A 17,575-nucleotide genomic window follows, 5' to 3' on the forward strand; every position below is an offset into this window, starting at 1 on the left:
ATTAGATTTAACTCAAAAAATAAATATATATTTTGAATTTTTAAAAAATATAACTTATTCGTTTTCTTCATTATCAAATAGAGATGAAAATATAGAAACAGCCGCTCCAATAGAGGCATTCGATTGCATGGATTTTTCCTGAACAATTTTCACCTTTTTGTTTAAGGTAATATGTTGTAATGTGACTTCTTTCACTTTATTAAAGTATCCATCGTAAAGTTGAATTAAAGGTCCAGATAAGACAGCAAGCTCTGTTTCAAAAAGATTAATAATATTAGAAAGTCCGACACCATAATAATAGGCAGATCTCATGACAGCTTCATTTGTTATTTTCCGGTCTTGATTTAATTGCTCGATTAAATCATTAGTGTTTTCTCTACACCAATTTATATCTTTTTCTAAAGGTAGATAGTTAGAACCTAAATCTTTCAAAATAGCATAAAGTGACGTATATGCTTGCAAACAACCTCGTTTTCCGCATTCACATAATTCACCATTAATATCAATAACCATATGCCCATACAATCCAACATTTCCATTATGCGCTCTTACTACTTCTCCATTTGAGATAATTCCACATCCTATCCCCCAACTATTAATAGAACAGAGGATATTTTTATAAGCTGAGCTATCTCCTTTGTATTCTCCTAGAGCAGCAAGTGTGGCACCATTCTCAAGTGTTACCTTTACAGGAAAATGCTTTTTTAATTCATTCACTATTGGTACGTCTTTCCAACCTGGTGCGGCAAATGGCTCGGGCTCTAAAATAACCCCGCGTTCTCGATCAAGGGGTCCAATTGCACCTACTCCAATACCTAGTAGCTCATCAACGGAAAAATAGTGCGTTTTCATGAACTGATGAATACTATTAATTATCTCATTAATAACAACTTTCGGAGTATGTAGTTTTGTCATTGAGATCATAACTTGATCTATTAAATCAAAGTGAAGATTATGCAAAGACACTCTAGTAAACATCCTATTTATATGTAATGACACAATAAAGCCTAACCGAGCATTTATACTATACAAAATCGGCGGACGTCCTCCATTTGATTCTCCATAGCCCGATTCCACAATTAATTCATCTTTTTCTAAACGCTCAATAATACGAAATAAAGTTGTTTGTTTCAAGTTTGTCTTTTCTAAGAGATCAGTTTTGGTAATTGGACCATTATCATGAATTAATAAATACACGGTTTTAAATACCTGATGCTTTGGAAGCTCATCTTCTATAAAGGATTTTAGCATGCTTATACACCAACTTTAACAAAGTGAATTTGTTTCAATTTTATCACTTTCAATTTTCCAATGTCTATATTAAAAAACATGCGGTACTGTCATACCTTATCATAGTCAATCAATGACTAAATATTTATTTGCATAGGACAATTTCATATATTCATAAAGTCTTAGAAAAGGAGGAATATATGGACATCAGGATTATTGCATCTCAGATACAGGAAGTTTTTATGCCAACTGAACTCGTTGAGGGGAAGGATCGGTTAGATTCTTTTTTCTTATCATATGGATATTTGGAAGGAAAGTCCGTTATTGAGCCTTTGAAAAATGGAAAATATAGATTGATCTCCTATTGCGAGAATTACCAATATTATAAGAGGAATCATCCATTAACTCCCTTTACTTGTACAGTTATGTACTTTAATAGTGATAATGAGAGATATATGGAATTACTTAAGCAACTTTACCTCGGAAAAGCTCGTTCAAACTTTTATGAAAAATATATTATTGTTAATAAATTACTCCAAACATTTAAATTAGATGAATTGTCAGGGAAAACTAGAATTCCTAAAAAAGCAATAAAAAATTTAATATTCTCAGACGACAAATACAAACCGCTTCTTGAATTTCCAATAAAAATTAATAGAAGATCCGTTACAGAAAGCATTATCAAGCTGCTAAACTCCTCTATAGAGGTTAAACAAAAAACAGAGGTTTTTTTACTAAATCAAGCTTTATCGTTAGAACCTTACATTAAATTAACCACTAATAACGTAAAGAATCTTGAAAAGGAGCATAGGGACGGTTCTTTCGCTTCCTTCGGGTAGCGAAAGAGCATAAGTAAGAGATCCGAACTGCACCCAAGGTTGACTTCCCTATGCAATTAGGTAAGTAATAGTTCCTCTCACTACCGATATGATCTCCACATATCCCGTGCAGGTCGAGTAGAAGGGGATCTCTTTAACTTCCGTTAAATTGTATCCCACAACCCTCTCAGAACCGTGCTTGCGGAACTACCGCACACGGCTCCTCTTATTACCGTTCACAGAATATAGTTAATCTCATCTCTAAGTTCGTAAATACTTACTTTTACTCTAGGTCTAGGAAGTGGGTATTTCTTAAGAAACAGTTCGAATTTATCCCAGTTAAAGGAGCTTTTCTGGCTCCTGCGATTCAACCACTTGAATAGGAAACCTCTTATTTTATCTCGGAAGTTATCAACCATAGGAGTATTGTCAGTTATACAATAATAATTATAGTATCCAGTTAAAGATCGTCTTAACCTTTCCATAATCATTCGTACATCCATGTGTCGATTGGCTTTCAGCCATTCCTTACACTGTCTTAATTTCCCACTCATTTTCTTTCTGCTTGTCTTCCGCTTCACTCGAAAGTGTCCGTTTTGGCTTTTACCGCAGTAATGAGTGAATCCAAGAAAATCAAAAGTAGAAGGTTTCTTCTTTCCTTCTTTTCTACTTAGTTTAGTAGCGAATCTTCCAAATGGGATAATCTTCGATTTATCTTCTGCTATCTCTAGTCCGAATTTAGCCAAACGTTGTTTTAATGAAAGAAAGAAATGGTATGCTTCTTCTTTAGATTGAAAGCAACAGACAAAATCGTCTGCATATCTTACCATATAGCTTGTCCTCTACATTTCTTTCTAACTACCTTTTCAAACCATAGATCTAAAACATAGTGAAGATAAATGTTTGCTAGAATCGGAGAAGCCAGCCCACCTTGAGGAGTTCCCTCTTCCGTTTGATAGAGCCTTCCCTCTTCCATGTATCCGCCTTTTAAGAATCTTGCAATCACCCTTAATAGGTTCGGATCATTGATTCGGTGTTTTAGAAATTCCATCATCCATTTATGATCAACATGGTCAAAGAATCCTTTAATATCCACGTCGACAATATAATTCGTGTATTTTCTTTCGACATAGACATTTAAGATTTTCAATGCATCATGGCAGTTACGGTTGGGACGAAATCCAAAGGAAGAGTCCAGAAAATCTTGTTCATAGATTGCGTTTAGAATCTTTGCTAACCCTTTTTGTACGATTTTATCTTCGTATTCCGGAATCCCAAGTGGTCTTTTCTTTGGTGTTCCCGGTTTAGGGATATATGTTCTCCTTACCGGAACCGGACGGTAGCTTTTCTTCTTCATTCTTTCTACTAGGTATTCGACATTCTCGTCCAAGTTTTCTGCATACTTTTCTTTGGTTATCCCTTTGATTCCAGTTGCTTTCTTCCCTGCTAATTCGTGATGACATTGCTTTAACATGTCTTTATCCAATAAATGAGCCAGTGAAGTAAATTTCATACTAGGATAAGCTCTAGCTAGTTCCGCTATCCTTTCCAGTTTTGTTTCCATTATTTCTTCTACCTCCGAGTGTAGATAATGTTTCCCTATTAAGGACGATAATAAGTAACAGCCTTTCCTCCATCGGCATTACCCGACTTCATTAGTACTACGCTGTTATCCGACTTCCTGCTAGGCATTTGGCTTCCTCGCTTTATTATCACTTGTACACCATACTTTTCACCGTAAGGTGAAAAGACCCGCAGGATCTCCCAAGTTGCCGTCATATATCAATGTCTTACGTGCCGAGGATCATCGACTCCGGAGAAGCTCTTTCCTTCTTGCCATTTCGAGGAAAAGAATGTTGCTTTCTATACTGTCAAATACATCAGCCTTCTCGTTTTGGTATTTCGGAGCTATATCCTTCAACCTTAATTGGCTTTCGGCCCACAATCTAACTGTCTACGCTTAAAGGTGCCGGTTACCCAACACCCTCCAAGACTCGCTACAAGTGAGTGGCTAGCTCTTGCTCGACGGGAATCACACCCGCTATATATGACGACCTAAGCTTGGCCGCACTGACAGGCACCTAAACTTTAAACTTGAAGCGGTGAAAGCAGATATGTAAGCTCTGTTTATTGTTGGTTCTATACATTCATCTAAATGTTTCTTTCTATTTACTCATAAATCCCCCGTCAACTTGAAGCAATGCCCCTGTAGTCCAGTTCGCATGTTCTCCAAGAAAGTACATCACTGCATCCGCGATATTTTCTGGCGCTCCGTAGCTTTGCAAGGGCATCCTTTCAAATAATTCCTGTTTTACATCATCGTTGAGTAAAAATTCACTATTGTGCTTGGTTGGAATCGGCCCAGGTAACACAGCATTGATTGTGATACCATATTGGCCTAATGCCACCGCAGTCGCCTTTGTGAATGTATTGATTGCACCTTTCATCGCACAGTAGTCCACCTGTGTATCAGAACCAGATAAAGAGGAAATTGAAGAGAAATTGACTATTCTGCCTTTTATGTCCCTTTCCTTCATATGTTTAGCAATTTGTTGCGTCAGTATAAATACGCTTTTAAAGTTAACGGCATATGTTAAATCTAAGTCATCTACTTTAACATCAAACAAATCTTTAAATACACATATCCCCGCATTATTAACCAATCCATAAATATCTCCGCATTCTATTATTTTTTGAGCGAGGGCTAAGCATTCTTTCTCATTAGATAGGTCAGCTTGAAACGCAGTAAATTTAACCCCCACCGATTCTGCAGCATTTCGTGCTTCACTTATCTCACCACTGTTATAATGCGCGATGATCTCCGCTCCCTCTGATGCAAGCCTCTTTACGACACTTAAGCCCAAGCCTTTCGAAGCACCTGTTACAACAATCTTTTTGTTTTGTAAATTCATAATTTTACCCTCTCTCTATAGATATTGATCTCTCAAAGGTTGGATTCGTTTTGTGAGGTATAAAGAAAAGTGAGTTAGTGGGAAGCGTTTTCATTTTGGTAAAATGGCAAAATACTACTGGTTTAAATACCGCCTCCAGGCATGTTCTGGTTTAAAACCTAATAATTTTTTAATTTTTTTATTACTTAATAAGGTTTCGTATTCTGATAACTCTTTTTTTATAGGAACATCTGGATAATACGTCTTTAACAAATCCATTGTAGGAAGGTTAGAAGATACATCATCAGCTGTTACATTCATAATTTCAAAGCCTAAGCCATCTGTCTCTAATCCTAAACGACATGCTTGAGCAAGGTCGCGGACATCAATATAACTCCAGGCTATTCGTTTTCTAGCACTTGGATCTTTAAAGAATTCTGGAAAATTATCATATTCATTTGGTTCAATAACATTTCCAATACGAAATCCATAGATATCCATACCAGTTCGAGCATGGAATGCTTTTGCAGTGATTTCATTAATTATTTTAGACATTGCGTAACTATCCATTGGGTCAACTGGATATTCTTCATCTAATGGAAAGTATACAGGGTTACGATGTTCATGTGCAAAAACCAGTCCATATGTTGTTTCACTCGAGGCAAAAATCACTTTATTAATACCTAACTTAGAGGCTGCATCAAGTATATTGTATGTTCCCATAACATTTATTCGGTATATTTCATTATCTGGGTGCGATAATATTCGAGGTATTGCCGCTAGATGAACTACAGCATCAATTTTCTTAGGTCTAATCGATGGATCTAATTCATGTTTACCTGTATAACTTGAAAGGGCATTAAAAACCTGCCCTGCATCCGTTATATCAGTAATTAAGGTTCTGGCAGCGCTATCTTTCATTGGCGTTATATCTATGTTTAAAACCTCATAGCCTTGTTCAATTAAATCCTTAACAATATAATTGCCTGCTTTTCCACTACCTCCAGTTATTACAACTCTTTTTTTATCCACAATATCCTCCCCCAGATCATAAAAAGCTACAATTCTATAAGTGTTGAAAAAGTGTTATTATTGAGATTCAATTTATTGTTTACTCTCATAAGCTCATAACGTTTAAATCTTATCTTCGTTTAGTGAAAGTCCATTTATTTAATATAATAGCGCTACCTCTTATACATTTATGTTTTGAACGACTTAAACAAATAAATCTGGATGAGGTCCTGTTCTCTCTCCAGTATTAAGACCATCAATTATGACCATATCTTCTGATTCAATTTCGAAATCAAATATTTTGGCATTTGATTTAATGCGGTTTGCTTTTTCTGACTTTGGGATCGTTACTATTTCGTTTTGTAAATCCCAACGCAAGATAATTTGAGCTATTGTTTTCTCATATTTTTGACTCAATTCAGTCAATGTAGGATTTTCAAATAACCTCCCCCTCATTAATGGTCCCCATGCTGCCATTTGAATATCAGTTTGATTGCAATAATGCCTTAGTTCTTTTTGAGTTAAACGAGGATGATATTCTACTTGATTTATTACCGGTTTCACTTTGCAATTAGATAGAAGACTCTTTAGATGATGAATTTGAAAGTTACTTACTCCGATTGCTCGTATATAACCATCATGATATAACTTTTCGCAAGCTTTCCATGTTTCATGAAAAATTCCTGTTACAGGCCAATGAACTAAATACAAGTCAACATAATCAAGTCCTAACTTTTTTCGACTTCTTTCGAAAGCTGATAGTGTTGATTCATATCCTTGCTCATCATTCCACACTTTTGTTGTAATAAAAATTTCCTCTCTTTGCATACCTGAGCTTTTAATAGCTTCGCCAACCTCACGTTCATTATTATAGTAAGAGGCAGTATCCAAACTTCGATAGCCAGATTCAAAAGCAGCATTTACAGCTTCTATCATTTTCCGTTCATTTACAATTTTCATAAGTCCTAAACCTAACCATGGCATTTCTATACCATTATTTAAAATTACACTATCTGATATGGAATCAATCATAAAGTTTGCCTCCATTATTTTAATGATGTAACCGCTCCAACAAATAAGTACAAGAAATAAGAATTGCTAGGGAACCACCTGTTGCTTTATATCAGAGAAGAGATTTCTTGAAATAAAATTAGAAAACAACTATTTTACCGAACCTGCCATTACACCTTTAACAATTTTCTTCGAGAAAAGAAAGTAAACAAGTAACATTGGAATTGTAGCCAAACTTAAACCAGCAAATCTTAAACCATAGTCAGCCGCTTGACCGACACCTAAAGTGGCTATAGCTATAGGTAATGTTCTTGCGTCTGGTTGTGTCAAAAGAACGGAAGCAAATAAAAATTCACTCCAAATCCCAACTACATTAATAATAGCTATGGTTGCAATTGCTACCTTGGCTAACGGGAGTGCTACGTAGAAAAATACCTTAATCCGATTACAGCCATCTATCATAGCTGCTTCTTCTAAAGCAACAGGTAAAGATTCGAAATAAGATCTCATGATAATAATGCTAATTGGTAAATGGATAGTAGCGTATAACAAAATAATCGCAAACAAGTTGTTTCTTGCTTCTATTAAATCCATAAAATAATAAATTGGAATAACCAAGGCATGTATAGCATAGCCAATAAGAAAAAGAGACCCACTAACAGAACTTTGTTACCTGGAAAAGGGAATCTTGATAAAGCATATCCCGCAAATAACGTAACGATGATTAGGATTAAAAGTGAACCGCCTGTTACAATCAAACTGTTGATAAAGTTTTGCCCTAAAGGTGTGTTGAAAATGGCATTGTAGTAATTTTCAAATGAGAAGGTATTTGGTAAAGAGAAGGGAGCTCTCAGTATCTCTCCATGTGTTTTAAAAGAACTTAGCAACATGTAAACTAATGGAACAATAATAAGTAAAGTCCAAATGATTAACCCAGTATATACGGCCGGCTACCTAATGCTCTTAACACGTTAACACACCCTTCCTATTCTTGTTCTGATAGTTTCGAGTATTTTAGATAGATTAATGTGATACTCATAACGATAATAGTCATTAAAACAGCTACTGCTGAAGCGTAACCAAACTGTTGTTGTTCAAAAGCTGTACGGTATAAGATCGTCCCTAAAACCTCTGATGCATAAAAAGGTCCACCTTTAGTCATGACCCATATAAGATCAAACGTTTTTAGTGATGCAATAATTTGGAGAAGGATGATCATGTAAGTAATCCTTTTTACCATAGGAGCTATGATGTGAAACATTCTTTGCCATTCAGTAACTCCGTCAATTGTTGCTGCATCGTGAACTTGGTTATCTATGCCTTCGATAGCTGCAAGATATAAGATCATGGTCCATCCACTTAATTGCCAAATGGCAACAGCAATGATTGAATATAACGTAATATTGGAATCTCCTAACCACAGTTGTTGCAAGGATTCCAAACCAATACTACCTAGAAAAGTGTTTAGTATACCATGACTAGGTTCATAAATCTGGGCGAACAAAATACCGAGCGCTGCAGTTACTAACATAAAAGGAATAAAGAATACGAATTTATAAATGCGCCAGCCTTTCATTCGTCGATCAATAGCTACCGCAAATACAAACCCTAATATGACCGTTAAAGCCGTAAACAAAACTAAAAACTTCAGGTTATTAAATGCGGCTTTCCAAAAATGATTATTTGTTAACAAATGCGTATAATTTGATAAACCATTAAAAGTTGGCGTGGTAATTCCATCCCATCTATAGAAACTCATAATAATAGAATGGCAAAGAGGTATTAACATAAAAAATGAAATCAATAAAATAGCAGGAAGCATAAAAACATAAGCGATCTTATATTTTTTCATTTCTTTCCATAAGCTATTTGGTTTTACATGTGCAGATGTGATAGTGTCTTTTGTGTTTTTGACAACGGATGTTTTCATTGAATTCCCTCCTTTTTTTGTGAGAGGTTTTGATTAAACATTTTAAGAGCATCTCCCACCTATATAAAAATGCTAGTATGGGAGATGCCAAATTAATTTAATCTCTCTTCTTATTTACCTGTTATGAATATCTTCAACCATCTGAGTGAATTCCTCTGCGAATTCCTCTGGAGTTAATTCTTTCATTACAAGTCCTTGTATTAATTGAGTTGCCGCATGGCGATATTCACCAGGCATGATTGGATTAAACAAGGAATGTGTCCCCTCCTCCATTGCCCGATTGTACGTATTTACAATATCTTCACTATACGTTTCCGAGAGAGTATCTGCATCAATATCATTTCTAACAGGTGTATTAGCAGAAATTTCACCTAGGCGACTCTGCTGTTCATAACTTAATACATGGGCAATGAATTTTTTTGCCCACTCTTCATTTCCAGTATCTTTCAATGCGACGATGCCTAACTTGTCATAAAAACCGGTGGTTCTTTGATTACCTTCACGTGCCAATGGATAAGTCATTATCCCTAATTCGAAATCTTCAGATACTTCTTCTCTTAAAGGAGCTAAATTCCAAGAACCATCACTATACATAGCTGCTCTTTCTTGAGCAAATAATGAACGAGCCTCTAGATCTTCAACACCCGCTGCTCCTGGAGCCATCAATTCGTCAGCCATTTTTTGAATGGTTGTAAATGCAGCAATCATATCTGGATGAGTGTAATCCATAACTTCTTTTGATAGTAATTGTTGAAAGAATTCTGGTGTAACGTGACGCGGAGTCATAATATCAAAAATTTGTGTAGCTTGACTTGCATTATTTAAACCTGAAGTCCAAGGAATGTAACCTGCTTCTTTCAATTTAGGCCCTAAAGAAATTAACTCTTCTATTGTCTCTGGTTCACCTTCAATCCCAGCTTCACGAAATGCTTTTTTATTATACATAAGTAAAGGTGTCATAATAGAAGAGTGTGCAACTCCATATTTATGCCCATCTGGGAGATAGCACCCTCAACTGTGCTTTCAGGTAAAACATCATACCAACCTTCAGATTCATATAAATCATCTAGTGGAAGGAGTGCTCCTGAGTTTACAATTGAATCATAAAAACCAGTTAACCAAAAGAATGCAACATCTGGTCTATCAGAAGAGTTGAAAAGTCTAACTGCATTTTGGTTATACCAATCCTCTTCATACTCAACAACTTCTACAGTGACATGTGGATATTTCTCAGTAAAAGCTTCTGCTTCCCATCTAAATCGCTCAGGATTTTGACCCGCAGCAATTGACATTGTCAGATGAACACTCTCTTCATTACTATTCGAGTCTGTATTACTTTCAGAATCAGAAGTTGATTGTTGGGATGTCTCTTCGTTGTTTCCACAAGCTACCAATAATAAAGCAAAAATCATAACAGTAAATAAAACTATTAGTCTTTTCATATGATCCCCCCTAAACTTTTTAAGCGCTTTCACAAAGGTGTAATTCTTAGCTAGAAAATAAGTGAAGCCACTGACAATTATGCTAATACAAACGGTTACTGAAAAAAGCTCTTACATAGAATCACCTACTTTCATAACAAAAGGTTTAGTTAAATTCTAAGTTGTCTTAGTCGAATGTCAACCTATTTTCAGATCAATAGTTAAAATATTGCAAAAATTATAAAAGATAAAATAGTTACAATTAACCTTAATCAAACGTCTTCTATCTTATACTATCACTTTACTTACCGCCTTTTTCCACTCATAATAATATTTATTTCTTTTTTCAGCTGACATAGCGGAACGAAATACTTCTTGGCCTTGATTTAATTGCTTAATTTCATCGGTCGAGTTCCAAATCCCTATCCCAAGTCCAGCTAAATAGACTGAACCCATGGCAGATAATTCCGATACATGCGATGCAACAATAGTATTGTTTAGTAAATCAGCTTGAAACTGCATGAGAAATTGGTTACTAGTGGCTCCACCATCAACCTTTAATTCAATTATTTCAATGTTAGATTCTGATTGCATAAGCTCTATCGCATCCTTTACTTGGTAAGCAATACTCTCTAGTGCAGCTCTTACAATATGATTCTTATTTGTATTACGGTTCATTCCTAAAATGGCTGCTCGCGTATCTGGGCTCCAATAAGGAGCTCCTAAGCCTACAAAAGCAGGGATAAAATACACTCCTTCATTATCTGAGATAGAAGTTGCAGATCGTTCTATCTCATCAAAATCTAGCACTAAGCCCATATCTTCTTTAATCCACTTTATGGAGTCTCCTGTACTATTTATAATTCCTTCTAGTGCGTAACTGACTTTTCCATCAAGTCCCCAAGCAATGGAGGTTACTAACCCATTGTTACTATTAACAAGTTCTCCTGTATGCATTAATACAGATGTACCTGTGCCGTATGTCGCTTTTGCCATTCCCATCTCAAAACACTTCTGACCAAATAAGGCACCTTGTGAATCACCAATAACCCCTGTGATAGGTAAATTTAAAATAGGAAGTTCCTTGTCTCTCGTTTCCCCAAATATGTCATTTGAGTCTTTGACAACCGGTAACATGTTTGGCGAGATATCAAATGCTTCTAACAGTTCATAATCCCATCGCAAAGTGTGGATATTAAAGAGCAACGTCCGACTGGCATTCGAATAATCAGTTGCATGAATTTCATAATTCGTTAAGTTCCAAATTAGCCAACTATCAATCGTACCTAACAACAATTGCCCTTCTTTAGCTCTTTGTTTCACACCGTCTACATTTTCCAGAATCCATTTAACTTTAGAAGCTGAAAAATAAGGATCAATCGTTAGTCCTGTTTTGGACTTTACTTTGTTCTCATATCCGCTTTCTACTAGATCCTTACAAATATTTGTTGTACGCCTACACTGCCAAACAATTGCATTATAGACCGGCTTCCCTGTTTCTTTATCCCATACAACGACGGTTTCCCTTTGGTTAGTTATAGCTAGCGCCTTTATATCCTTAGAAATAGTAGGGGGTGAATGAACAATCTCTGTTAATAATTTTTTTACATTTTCATAAATTTCAATCGGGTCATGTTCCACCCATCCACTTTTCGGATAGTACTGCTTATGACTAAGTGTTTTTTTTGAATGATCATCCCCTGCTCATCTACTAATAAAGCTTTCGTTCCGGAAGTACTTTGATCAATAGATAGAATGTATTGTTTGTTCATACATACACCCCCATTACCGGCTAGTCATTTCTAAAGCAATCGCTTTAGCATTTTTCACACTTAGTCCATAATGCTTAAATACTTCAGCTGTTTTTCCTGTAATTGCCGGTTCGTCAGGAATCCCAAGTACCTTGACTGGTATAGGGCAAGTTTGGGAAACTACTTCTGTGACTGCAGAGCCTAATCCGCCATATATACTATGTTCTTCCATTGTGATAATCTTTCCTGTTTCCTTGGCAGCCTTTATAATAGCTTCTTCATCCAGTGGTTTAATAGTATGCATATTGATAACTCTACAGCTTACTCCTACTTCCTCTAATGCTTCAGCAGAGTCTAAAGCTACACGTACGGTTTCCCCTGTAGCAATAATAGTGATGTCTGTGCCCTCTCTCATTGTTACAGCTTTACCAATTTCAAATTCATAATCTTCTGACACATATGAATCTTCGACTGGATTACGCCCAATTCGTATATAGACTGGTCTTTCATATTCAACTAGTGCCTCAATCATTTTTTTAGCTTCATGACGGTCAGCTGGCAGCATAACATCCAATCCTGGAATCGCTCGTGTCACAGCGATATCTTGAAGCGAATGATGTGACATCCCCAATGCTCCGTAACTTACCCCGCCACTAATTCCAATTAATTTCACATTAGTACGTGAATAAGCAACATCAACCTTAATTTGTTCGATACTTCTCATACTTAAAAAGCAAGCAGGTGAAGCAACGAATGGTTTTTTCCCGGAATGCGCTAACCCTGATGCCATACCAACAATGTTTTGTTCCGCAATCCCTACTTCTACAATTTGTTGTGGAAGCTCCTCTCCAAACTGAACCATCGATGCTGATCCTCTTGAATCACTAGTTAGAACTAAAATGTCTCGATCCTTTTTGCCTAATTCCAACAAGGTATCACTTATGACTTTTCGATTTGCAATTTTATTTCCAGGTGTAGCTTTCAAAGCGACATTTTTCATACTAATACCTCCAATTGTTGCGAAAGTTCCTTTATGGCTTCCTCGTATTCTTCTTTTGTAGGTACTCGATGATGCCATCCAACTTGGTTCTCGGCAATACTAATGCCTTTCCCTTTTACTGTATTAGCAATAATCATAGTAGGTTTACCACTTGTAGCAGGTGTATTACTTAAAACATCTACTAATTGCTCAATATCATTACCATCAACCTCAACGACTTCCCAACCAAAACTTCTCCACTTATCTCCAAGAGGTTCGATTCCCATTACCTCTTCTGTACTACCAGTAATTTGTAATCTATTTCGGTCAATAATGGCAACTAAATTATCCAATTTATATTGCGAAGCAGCCATTGCCCCTTCCCAAACAGACCCCTCTGCTTGTTCGCCATCTCCCATTAATGTGTATACTCTATAGGATTTTCCGTCTAATTTGGCCGCTAACGCCATTCCGACAGATATAGGAAGACCATGACCTAACGCACCCGTATTCATTTCTACGCCAGGCACTTTATTATTTGGATGTCCGATTAATCTAGAATTAAATTGAGAGAATGTTTCCAATTCTTCCTTTGGAAAGAATCCCTTGTCTGCTAGAATCGCCCAATAAGATTCGACAGCATGGCCTTTACTTTGAACATAGCGGTCTCTTTCATCCCAATTAGGATTGTTCGGATCAATGTTCATGATCTTGTAATATAGCACGGTTAGAATATCAGTATTGGACAAGGATCCCCCTGTATGACCCGTTTTTGCTTCATAGATCATTTTCAAAAGTTCCATTCGAATTTCCGTTGCTTTTCTTTTTAACAGGATTATTTCTTCCATCGAATTCCCCTCCAAAGATTCATTTATTTATTTATTAATGTCACTGCCTCGTAACCAAGCCTTGATTTCACTCTCTGTCGGATCAACAGGGTCTGGTGTTAACCCTGGAATGTATTCGCACGCTTCATAAAGTGCAGGAATTACGTTCGCGTGAATTCCAACTGAATGATGAATGTATGGCCCTTTCACTAATTTTTCTTCCCATAACGGCCAGTCATTTACTTCAACCCATACATACGAACCTCGACTAAATGGACCTTCAATCCCCTTTGCCTTCCCTAAAAAGATGGAATACTCACCGTGATCTCCGTCAAATCGTGCCAGCGTCATGTCACCACCTTTAATTTTCCCTTCATGAGTTCCTGGTGCATGATCTTCAAACAAGAAGTGTTTATTCAACTTTGGATTTTCCTCTTCACTAAGAGATACAGGGAAGTTCCCACAATGGAATAAAAGCTCACCATTTGGATTTTCAGGGTGACGAATCGTAATATCGGCAAAGAATGTTGGTTGTGTATTTAATGTTGCCGCTTGAACCATAATCGATGTGATCGCACCATGAATATCGGTTTCACAGGTCACTGGAATTTGTTCATCTGTTAAGATGGCGTTTGCTAAGCAAGGCATTATACCAATAAGGTCTTGTAAAGCAGACCAGCATTGAATAGCAATAGCTGTACTTTCTGTGTCAGCTGCATATCGCTTCATTGCTACCTTTAAAGAAGCAATTCTACGAACATCCTTTTCTGTAACAGCACTCCAGTCTAGTGTTTTCTTAATATAATCAATAGCATCAATAAGTTCTTTACTATCACTTTTTTCTACTTCTAATGTAGCTTTTCGAATATCATCAAGCGTAATGGGATGAACTTGGATGCCAAATCGTTCTAACAATTCACCCTCATTACAGATAACAGACCAGAAATCTGATGGTCTCGTTGAGATTTGCAAGATTCGTAAGCTATTAAAGTGTTTCACTACATTAGCTGCGGCAATAAAATTCTTAAATCCTCTTTCAAACGTTAAATCGTCCACTCTACAATTGGTGATATAAGTAAATTTCACATTGAATCTTCTAAGTACTTTTCCTGTTGCAAACATTCCACATTGTGTATCACGAAGACGCATACCATTCTCTAATGGCGACTCATCTCTTGGCCCCCAAAGTAAGACTGGTTTTCCAACCGCTTTTGCGACACGTGCGACAATATCCTCCGTACCAAAGTTACAGTGCGGGAAGAATAATGCATCTACTTCTGCATCCTGAAATTTCTTAATAATTTGTTTTTCTTCCGAGCGTTCATATAATAGCCCTTCTTCATTTATTCCCTCTAGGTCAACAATTTCTAAATCCAAACCAAAACTTTCTATTTTCTCTCTTATTAGTTGTTTGTATTTATATGCATCCTCTTTACTAAAAACAAATCTTCGCGTCGGAGCAAAACCAAGTTTAATTTTTTCCATTTTAATCCTCCTCATTTTTTAGTAAGCGCTTCCAATAAATGTACTAATCATTTTTGTAACTATAATTACGATAACGTTTCACTCAGAAGCTCAATCTTCTTTTCTCTTTGTTTCCTCGAATAGCGTTATAGTTATTTTCCATTATATCGATTCATTCAATTAACTTACTAAACATCACAGTATATGAAACTAAAATCATTTATTGCCACAGATGTGTAATTTTTATCTAAATTAACTAAATTTACCTCATCGATTTACATTTATAATAGCAACAACAAAACACATCGTCAATAATAAAATATAAATTTTTTTAGCTAAAATATTTTTTATTTAGTTTCTTCAATCGGAACAAACCACCACAAACTCTAATGAAATCGCCATTACCTACCTGTTTTCATGTGTTTATTCAAAAAATAATTGACTACCAAAACTAAAAAACAACTAAAATAAACTTGATTATGTTATAATTAACTGAGATAAATTTATATAAAAAATAAGTAGGTGATGGTTTACTATGAAAATAGATGATATTGCCAAATTAGCCAACGTCTCTCGGTCTGCTGTTTCGTTAGCTTTAAATGGTAAAAATGGCGTAAGTAAAAAAACCCGTGATAAAGTTTTAAAAATTGCTCAAGAGCATGGTTATATACCAAGGTCTATTGTAAAAGCAGATCAATATCTTCAACCGAACTCAAAGATCCTACGGTTTGTCGCTTGTACAAATGCAGGTATAGTAACAGAACAATACGAATCTCTCCCATTTTTTATGGAGTTAATGAGTAATCTTGATGAACATATTGGAACAAGTGGATATTCCCTTATGGTCTCGTCAGTAAAAATTGAGGAAATTGAGGAGGCGTTGTCGAAACTTGAACAGGATCAGCCTTCCGCAGGAGTATTATTATTAGGTACGAACTTAACACCTACTCAAATTGAAATAGTCTCTCGCATCCAACCTAATTTAGTTGTCATGGATACTTGCTTTGAAACGATGGACACAAACTTTGTTGTCATGAACAATGTATACGGTGCTTATCATGCGGCGAAGCATTTAATTGAGCTTGGACACACCGCTATTGGTTATATAGAATCCTCTTCAAGGATGTATAACTTTGATATGAGAAAGAAAGGATTTTTTCAAGCAATTAACGAAGCTGGACTAAAAGTAAGCGATAGAAATATTTTTTCAATATCTCCTACCATTATTTCTTCTCAAGATGGATTTAAAAATAATATTGCTAACCATCTTAAACAGCTTCCAACTGCGTTTTTTTGTGAATGTGATTATATAGCTATAAGTGTCATTAAGTCACTAACAGAGTTAGGGATTAGAGTACCTCACGATGTTTCAATTATAGGATTTGATAATATATTTGAATCACAAGTGATTACTCCTGAGTTAACGACGATTCATGTAAAAAAAGATACAATTGCATCACTTGCCGTAGAAACCCTTATTAAACAAATAAATAATCCAGATTCAGATCGGATTAAGTCTCTTGTCAATACCGATTTAGTTATAAGAAATTCATGTATAAAACTGGTTACTAAACAAGACGTGGTTGGTTAGTTTTCTATTAAAGACTTCATTCATATTAATCACAAAGAAGGAGCAACCGTTGAGGTTGCTCCTTCTTTTGCGATTTAGCTTAATTACTAAAATATTTTAGCTTCTACTGACATAAACTAACACATAATCTCTAAACTCTAGCTAATATAAACACCAAGCTTTAACTCACATATCCTTTCCAACTATTATAAACGAAGGAAGAGCGAGGGTGACGTATAGAGCCGTTTCTCCTGCTTCTTTCGTTTACCAAAATAAAAGTAGCAAAAGATCCGTCCCTTGTATCTCTGTAATGTGAGACGTTTTCATTTTTCATTCTAATCATGGTTAGAAACAATCTAAAGGCCGCTCGCCGTCTAATCTCAATTACAATTTCCTCGTTTTTCGTATGGTACACCCGTGTTCCTGGCTTTGCATGGAGTAACTCATTTGTGGCCTCTTGCGCATCAGGTATAGGTTTAATTAAGGCTACTTCATCAACACACTTTTTATCCCCATCAATATGTGACTCTAAAATGTTTAGTAATACATATTGATCAGGATAAATCTTTGAACCTCTTCCCACTTCATCATGCCACCTCAAAATCCTTTCACTTTATTTTATCATATGCAGTCTTAGATACCCTCACTCTCAATTTTACCTTTACGAAAAAA

Annotated in this window: 18 protein-coding genes; 2 read left to right on the forward strand and 16 right to left on the reverse strand. The window is 36.0% G+C overall.

All coding sequences use genetic code 11. From position 1 onward, the window contains the following. Nucleotides 1-54 precede the first annotated feature (54 nt). Nucleotides 55-1,251 (reverse strand): ROK family transcriptional regulator, encoded by a 1,197-nt coding sequence (locus JCM9140_RS18905; protein ID WP_034750243.1) that lies wholly within the window; start codon nt 1,249-1,251, stop codon nt 55-57. A gap of 179 nt (nt 1,252-1,430) precedes the next feature. On the opposite strand from JCM9140_RS18905, the gene JCM9140_RS18910 reads away from it, so the two are divergent. Beyond that, nucleotides 1,431-2,069 (forward strand): hypothetical protein, encoded by a 639-nt coding sequence (locus JCM9140_RS18910; protein WP_034750245.1) that lies wholly within the window; start codon nt 1,431-1,433, stop codon nt 2,067-2,069. Between the two features lie 215 nt (nt 2,070-2,284). On the opposite strand, the gene JCM9140_RS24985 is transcribed toward JCM9140_RS18910, so the two are convergent. From JCM9140_RS24985 to JCM9140_RS18975, 14 genes are all read right to left on the reverse strand, one after another. Then, the gene (locus JCM9140_RS24985; protein ID WP_268870590.1) at nt 2,285-2,878 is read right to left on the reverse strand and encodes a reverse transcriptase domain-containing protein; all 594 of its coding nucleotides are present in this window, start codon (nt 2,876-2,878) and stop codon (nt 2,285-2,287) included. Further along, nucleotides 2,872-3,612: a reverse transcriptase domain-containing protein gene (locus JCM9140_RS24715; RefSeq protein ID WP_268870591.1), complete on the reverse strand. Its 741-nt coding sequence runs from the start codon at nt 3,610-3,612 to the stop codon at nt 2,872-2,874. Before JCM9140_RS24715 ends, JCM9140_RS24985 begins: the two co-directional genes overlap by 7 nt. A gap of 601 nt (nt 3,613-4,213) precedes the next feature. Next, the gene (locus JCM9140_RS18920; protein WP_034750246.1) at nt 4,214-4,960 is read right to left on the reverse strand and encodes an SDR family NAD(P)-dependent oxidoreductase; all 747 of its coding nucleotides are present in this window, start codon (nt 4,958-4,960) and stop codon (nt 4,214-4,216) included. Between the two features lie 114 nt (nt 4,961-5,074). Further along, nucleotides 5,075-5,971 (reverse strand): NAD-dependent epimerase/dehydratase family protein, encoded by an 897-nt coding sequence (locus JCM9140_RS18925; RefSeq protein WP_034750248.1) that lies wholly within the window; start codon nt 5,969-5,971, stop codon nt 5,075-5,077. A gap of 183 nt (nt 5,972-6,154) precedes the next feature. Next, the gene (locus tag JCM9140_RS18930; RefSeq protein WP_034750250.1) at nt 6,155-6,982 is read right to left on the reverse strand and encodes an aldo/keto reductase; all 828 of its coding nucleotides are present in this window, start codon (nt 6,980-6,982) and stop codon (nt 6,155-6,157) included. 129 nt (nt 6,983-7,111) lie between these two features. After that, nucleotides 7,112-7,579 (reverse strand): carbohydrate ABC transporter permease, encoded by a 468-nt coding sequence (locus tag JCM9140_RS18935; protein ID WP_034750253.1) that lies wholly within the window; start codon nt 7,577-7,579, stop codon nt 7,112-7,114. A 367-nt stretch (nt 7,580-7,946) separates the two neighbouring features. After that, nucleotides 7,947-8,891: a carbohydrate ABC transporter permease gene (locus JCM9140_RS18945; protein WP_034750258.1), complete on the reverse strand. Its 945-nt coding sequence runs from the start codon at nt 8,889-8,891 to the stop codon at nt 7,947-7,949. A 114-nt stretch (nt 8,892-9,005) separates the two neighbouring features. Continuing rightward, nucleotides 9,006-9,836, reverse strand: a complete 831-nt coding sequence (locus JCM9140_RS18950) for an ABC transporter substrate-binding protein (protein ID WP_268870592.1) — start codon at nt 9,834-9,836, stop codon at nt 9,006-9,008. An 11-nt stretch (nt 9,837-9,847) separates the two neighbouring features. After that, a complete protein-coding gene (locus JCM9140_RS24990) occupies nt 9,848-10,333 on the reverse strand; it encodes an extracellular solute-binding protein (RefSeq protein WP_034750263.1) in 486 nt (161 codons plus the stop codon). 267 nt (nt 10,334-10,600) lie between these two features. Continuing rightward, nucleotides 10,601-11,953, reverse strand: coding sequence for an FGGY-family carbohydrate kinase (locus JCM9140_RS18960; protein ID WP_369384460.1), 1,353 nt, complete (start codon nt 11,951-11,953; stop codon nt 10,601-10,603). Continuing rightward, entirely contained in the window at nt 11,917-12,084 is a 168-nt protein-coding gene (locus JCM9140_RS25320) for a hypothetical protein (protein ID WP_369384461.1), read from the reverse strand. Before JCM9140_RS25320 ends, JCM9140_RS18960 begins: the two co-directional genes overlap by 37 nt. A gap of 13 nt (nt 12,085-12,097) precedes the next feature. After that, complete coding sequence (locus JCM9140_RS18965) at nt 12,098-13,063, reverse strand: transketolase family protein (protein ID WP_034750267.1); 966 nt, start codon at nt 13,061-13,063, stop codon at nt 12,098-12,100. Then, nucleotides 13,060-13,890 carry a transketolase gene (locus tag JCM9140_RS18970; RefSeq protein WP_034750269.1) on the reverse strand — a complete coding sequence of 277 codons (831 nt, stop codon included), beginning with the start codon at nt 13,888-13,890 and terminating at the stop codon, nt 13,060-13,062. The genes JCM9140_RS18965 and JCM9140_RS18970 overlap by 4 nt, the downstream gene beginning before the upstream one ends. A 27-nt stretch (nt 13,891-13,917) precedes the next feature. After that, nucleotides 13,918-15,354, reverse strand: coding sequence for an L-fucose/L-arabinose isomerase family protein (locus JCM9140_RS18975; RefSeq protein WP_034750271.1), 1,437 nt, complete (start codon nt 15,352-15,354; stop codon nt 13,918-13,920). 514 nt (nt 15,355-15,868) lie between these two features. Between JCM9140_RS18975 and JCM9140_RS18980 the strand changes: the two genes are divergently transcribed. Beyond that, the gene (locus tag JCM9140_RS18980; protein ID WP_034750274.1) at nt 15,869-16,924 is read left to right on the forward strand and encodes a LacI family DNA-binding transcriptional regulator; all 1,056 of its coding nucleotides are present in this window, start codon (nt 15,869-15,871) and stop codon (nt 16,922-16,924) included. Nucleotides 16,925-17,084: 160 nt separating this feature from the next. On the opposite strand, the gene JCM9140_RS24720 is transcribed toward JCM9140_RS18980, so the two are convergent. Continuing rightward, nucleotides 17,085-17,486 (reverse strand): hypothetical protein, encoded by a 402-nt coding sequence (locus JCM9140_RS24720; RefSeq protein WP_174404773.1) that lies wholly within the window; start codon nt 17,484-17,486, stop codon nt 17,085-17,087. Between the last annotated feature and the right edge of the window lie 89 nt (nt 17,487-17,575).

Source organism: Halalkalibacter wakoensis JCM 9140 (genome assembly GCF_000513095.1).
In the GTDB taxonomy this organism is placed as follows: Bacteria; Bacillota; Bacilli; order Bacillales; family Bacillaceae_D; genus Halalkalibacter; species Halalkalibacter wakoensis.

Bases quoted from the DNA above. Each gene is read 5' to 3' on its own strand.
- JCM9140_RS24990 (WP_034750263.1), bottom strand. From the start codon at position 10,333: ATGAAAAGACTAATAGTTTTATTTACTGTTATGATTTTTGCTTTATTA.
- JCM9140_RS25320 (WP_369384461.1), bottom strand. From the start codon at position 12,084: ATGAACAAACAATACATTCTATCTATTGATCAAAGTACTTCCGGAACG.
- JCM9140_RS18910 (WP_034750245.1), top strand. From the start codon at position 1,431: ATGGACATCAGGATTATTGCATCTCAGATACAGGAAGTTTTTATGCCA.
- JCM9140_RS18980 (WP_034750274.1), top strand. From the start codon at position 15,869: ATGAAAATAGATGATATTGCCAAATTAGCCAACGTCTCTCGGTCTGCT.
- JCM9140_RS18945 (WP_034750258.1), bottom strand. From the start codon at position 8,891: ATGAAAACATCCGTTGTCAAAAACACAAAAGACACTATCACATCTGCA.
- JCM9140_RS18920 (WP_034750246.1), bottom strand. From the start codon at position 4,960: ATGAATTTACAAAACAAAAAGATTGTTGTAACAGGTGCTTCGAAAGGC.
- JCM9140_RS18950 (WP_268870592.1), bottom strand. From the start codon at position 9,836: ATGTATAATAAAAAAGCATTTCGTGAAGCTGGGATTGAAGGTGAACCA.
- JCM9140_RS24985 (WP_268870590.1), bottom strand. From the start codon at position 2,878: ATGGTAAGATATGCAGACGATTTTGTCTGTTGCTTTCAATCTAAAGAA.
- JCM9140_RS18905 (WP_034750243.1), bottom strand. From the start codon at position 1,251: ATGCTAAAATCCTTTATAGAAGATGAGCTTCCAAAGCATCAGGTATTT.
- JCM9140_RS18970 (WP_034750269.1), bottom strand. From the start codon at position 13,890: ATGGAAGAAATAATCCTGTTAAAAAGAAAAGCAACGGAAATTCGAATG.
- JCM9140_RS24715 (WP_268870591.1), bottom strand. From the start codon at position 3,612: ATGGAAACAAAACTGGAAAGGATAGCGGAACTAGCTAGAGCTTATCCT.
- JCM9140_RS18965 (WP_034750267.1), bottom strand. From the start codon at position 13,063: ATGAAAAATGTCGCTTTGAAAGCTACACCTGGAAATAAAATTGCAAAT.
- JCM9140_RS18975 (WP_034750271.1), bottom strand. From the start codon at position 15,354: ATGGAAAAAATTAAACTTGGTTTTGCTCCGACGCGAAGATTTGTTTTT.
- JCM9140_RS18930 (WP_034750250.1), bottom strand. From the start codon at position 6,982: ATGATTGATTCCATATCAGATAGTGTAATTTTAAATAATGGTATAGAA.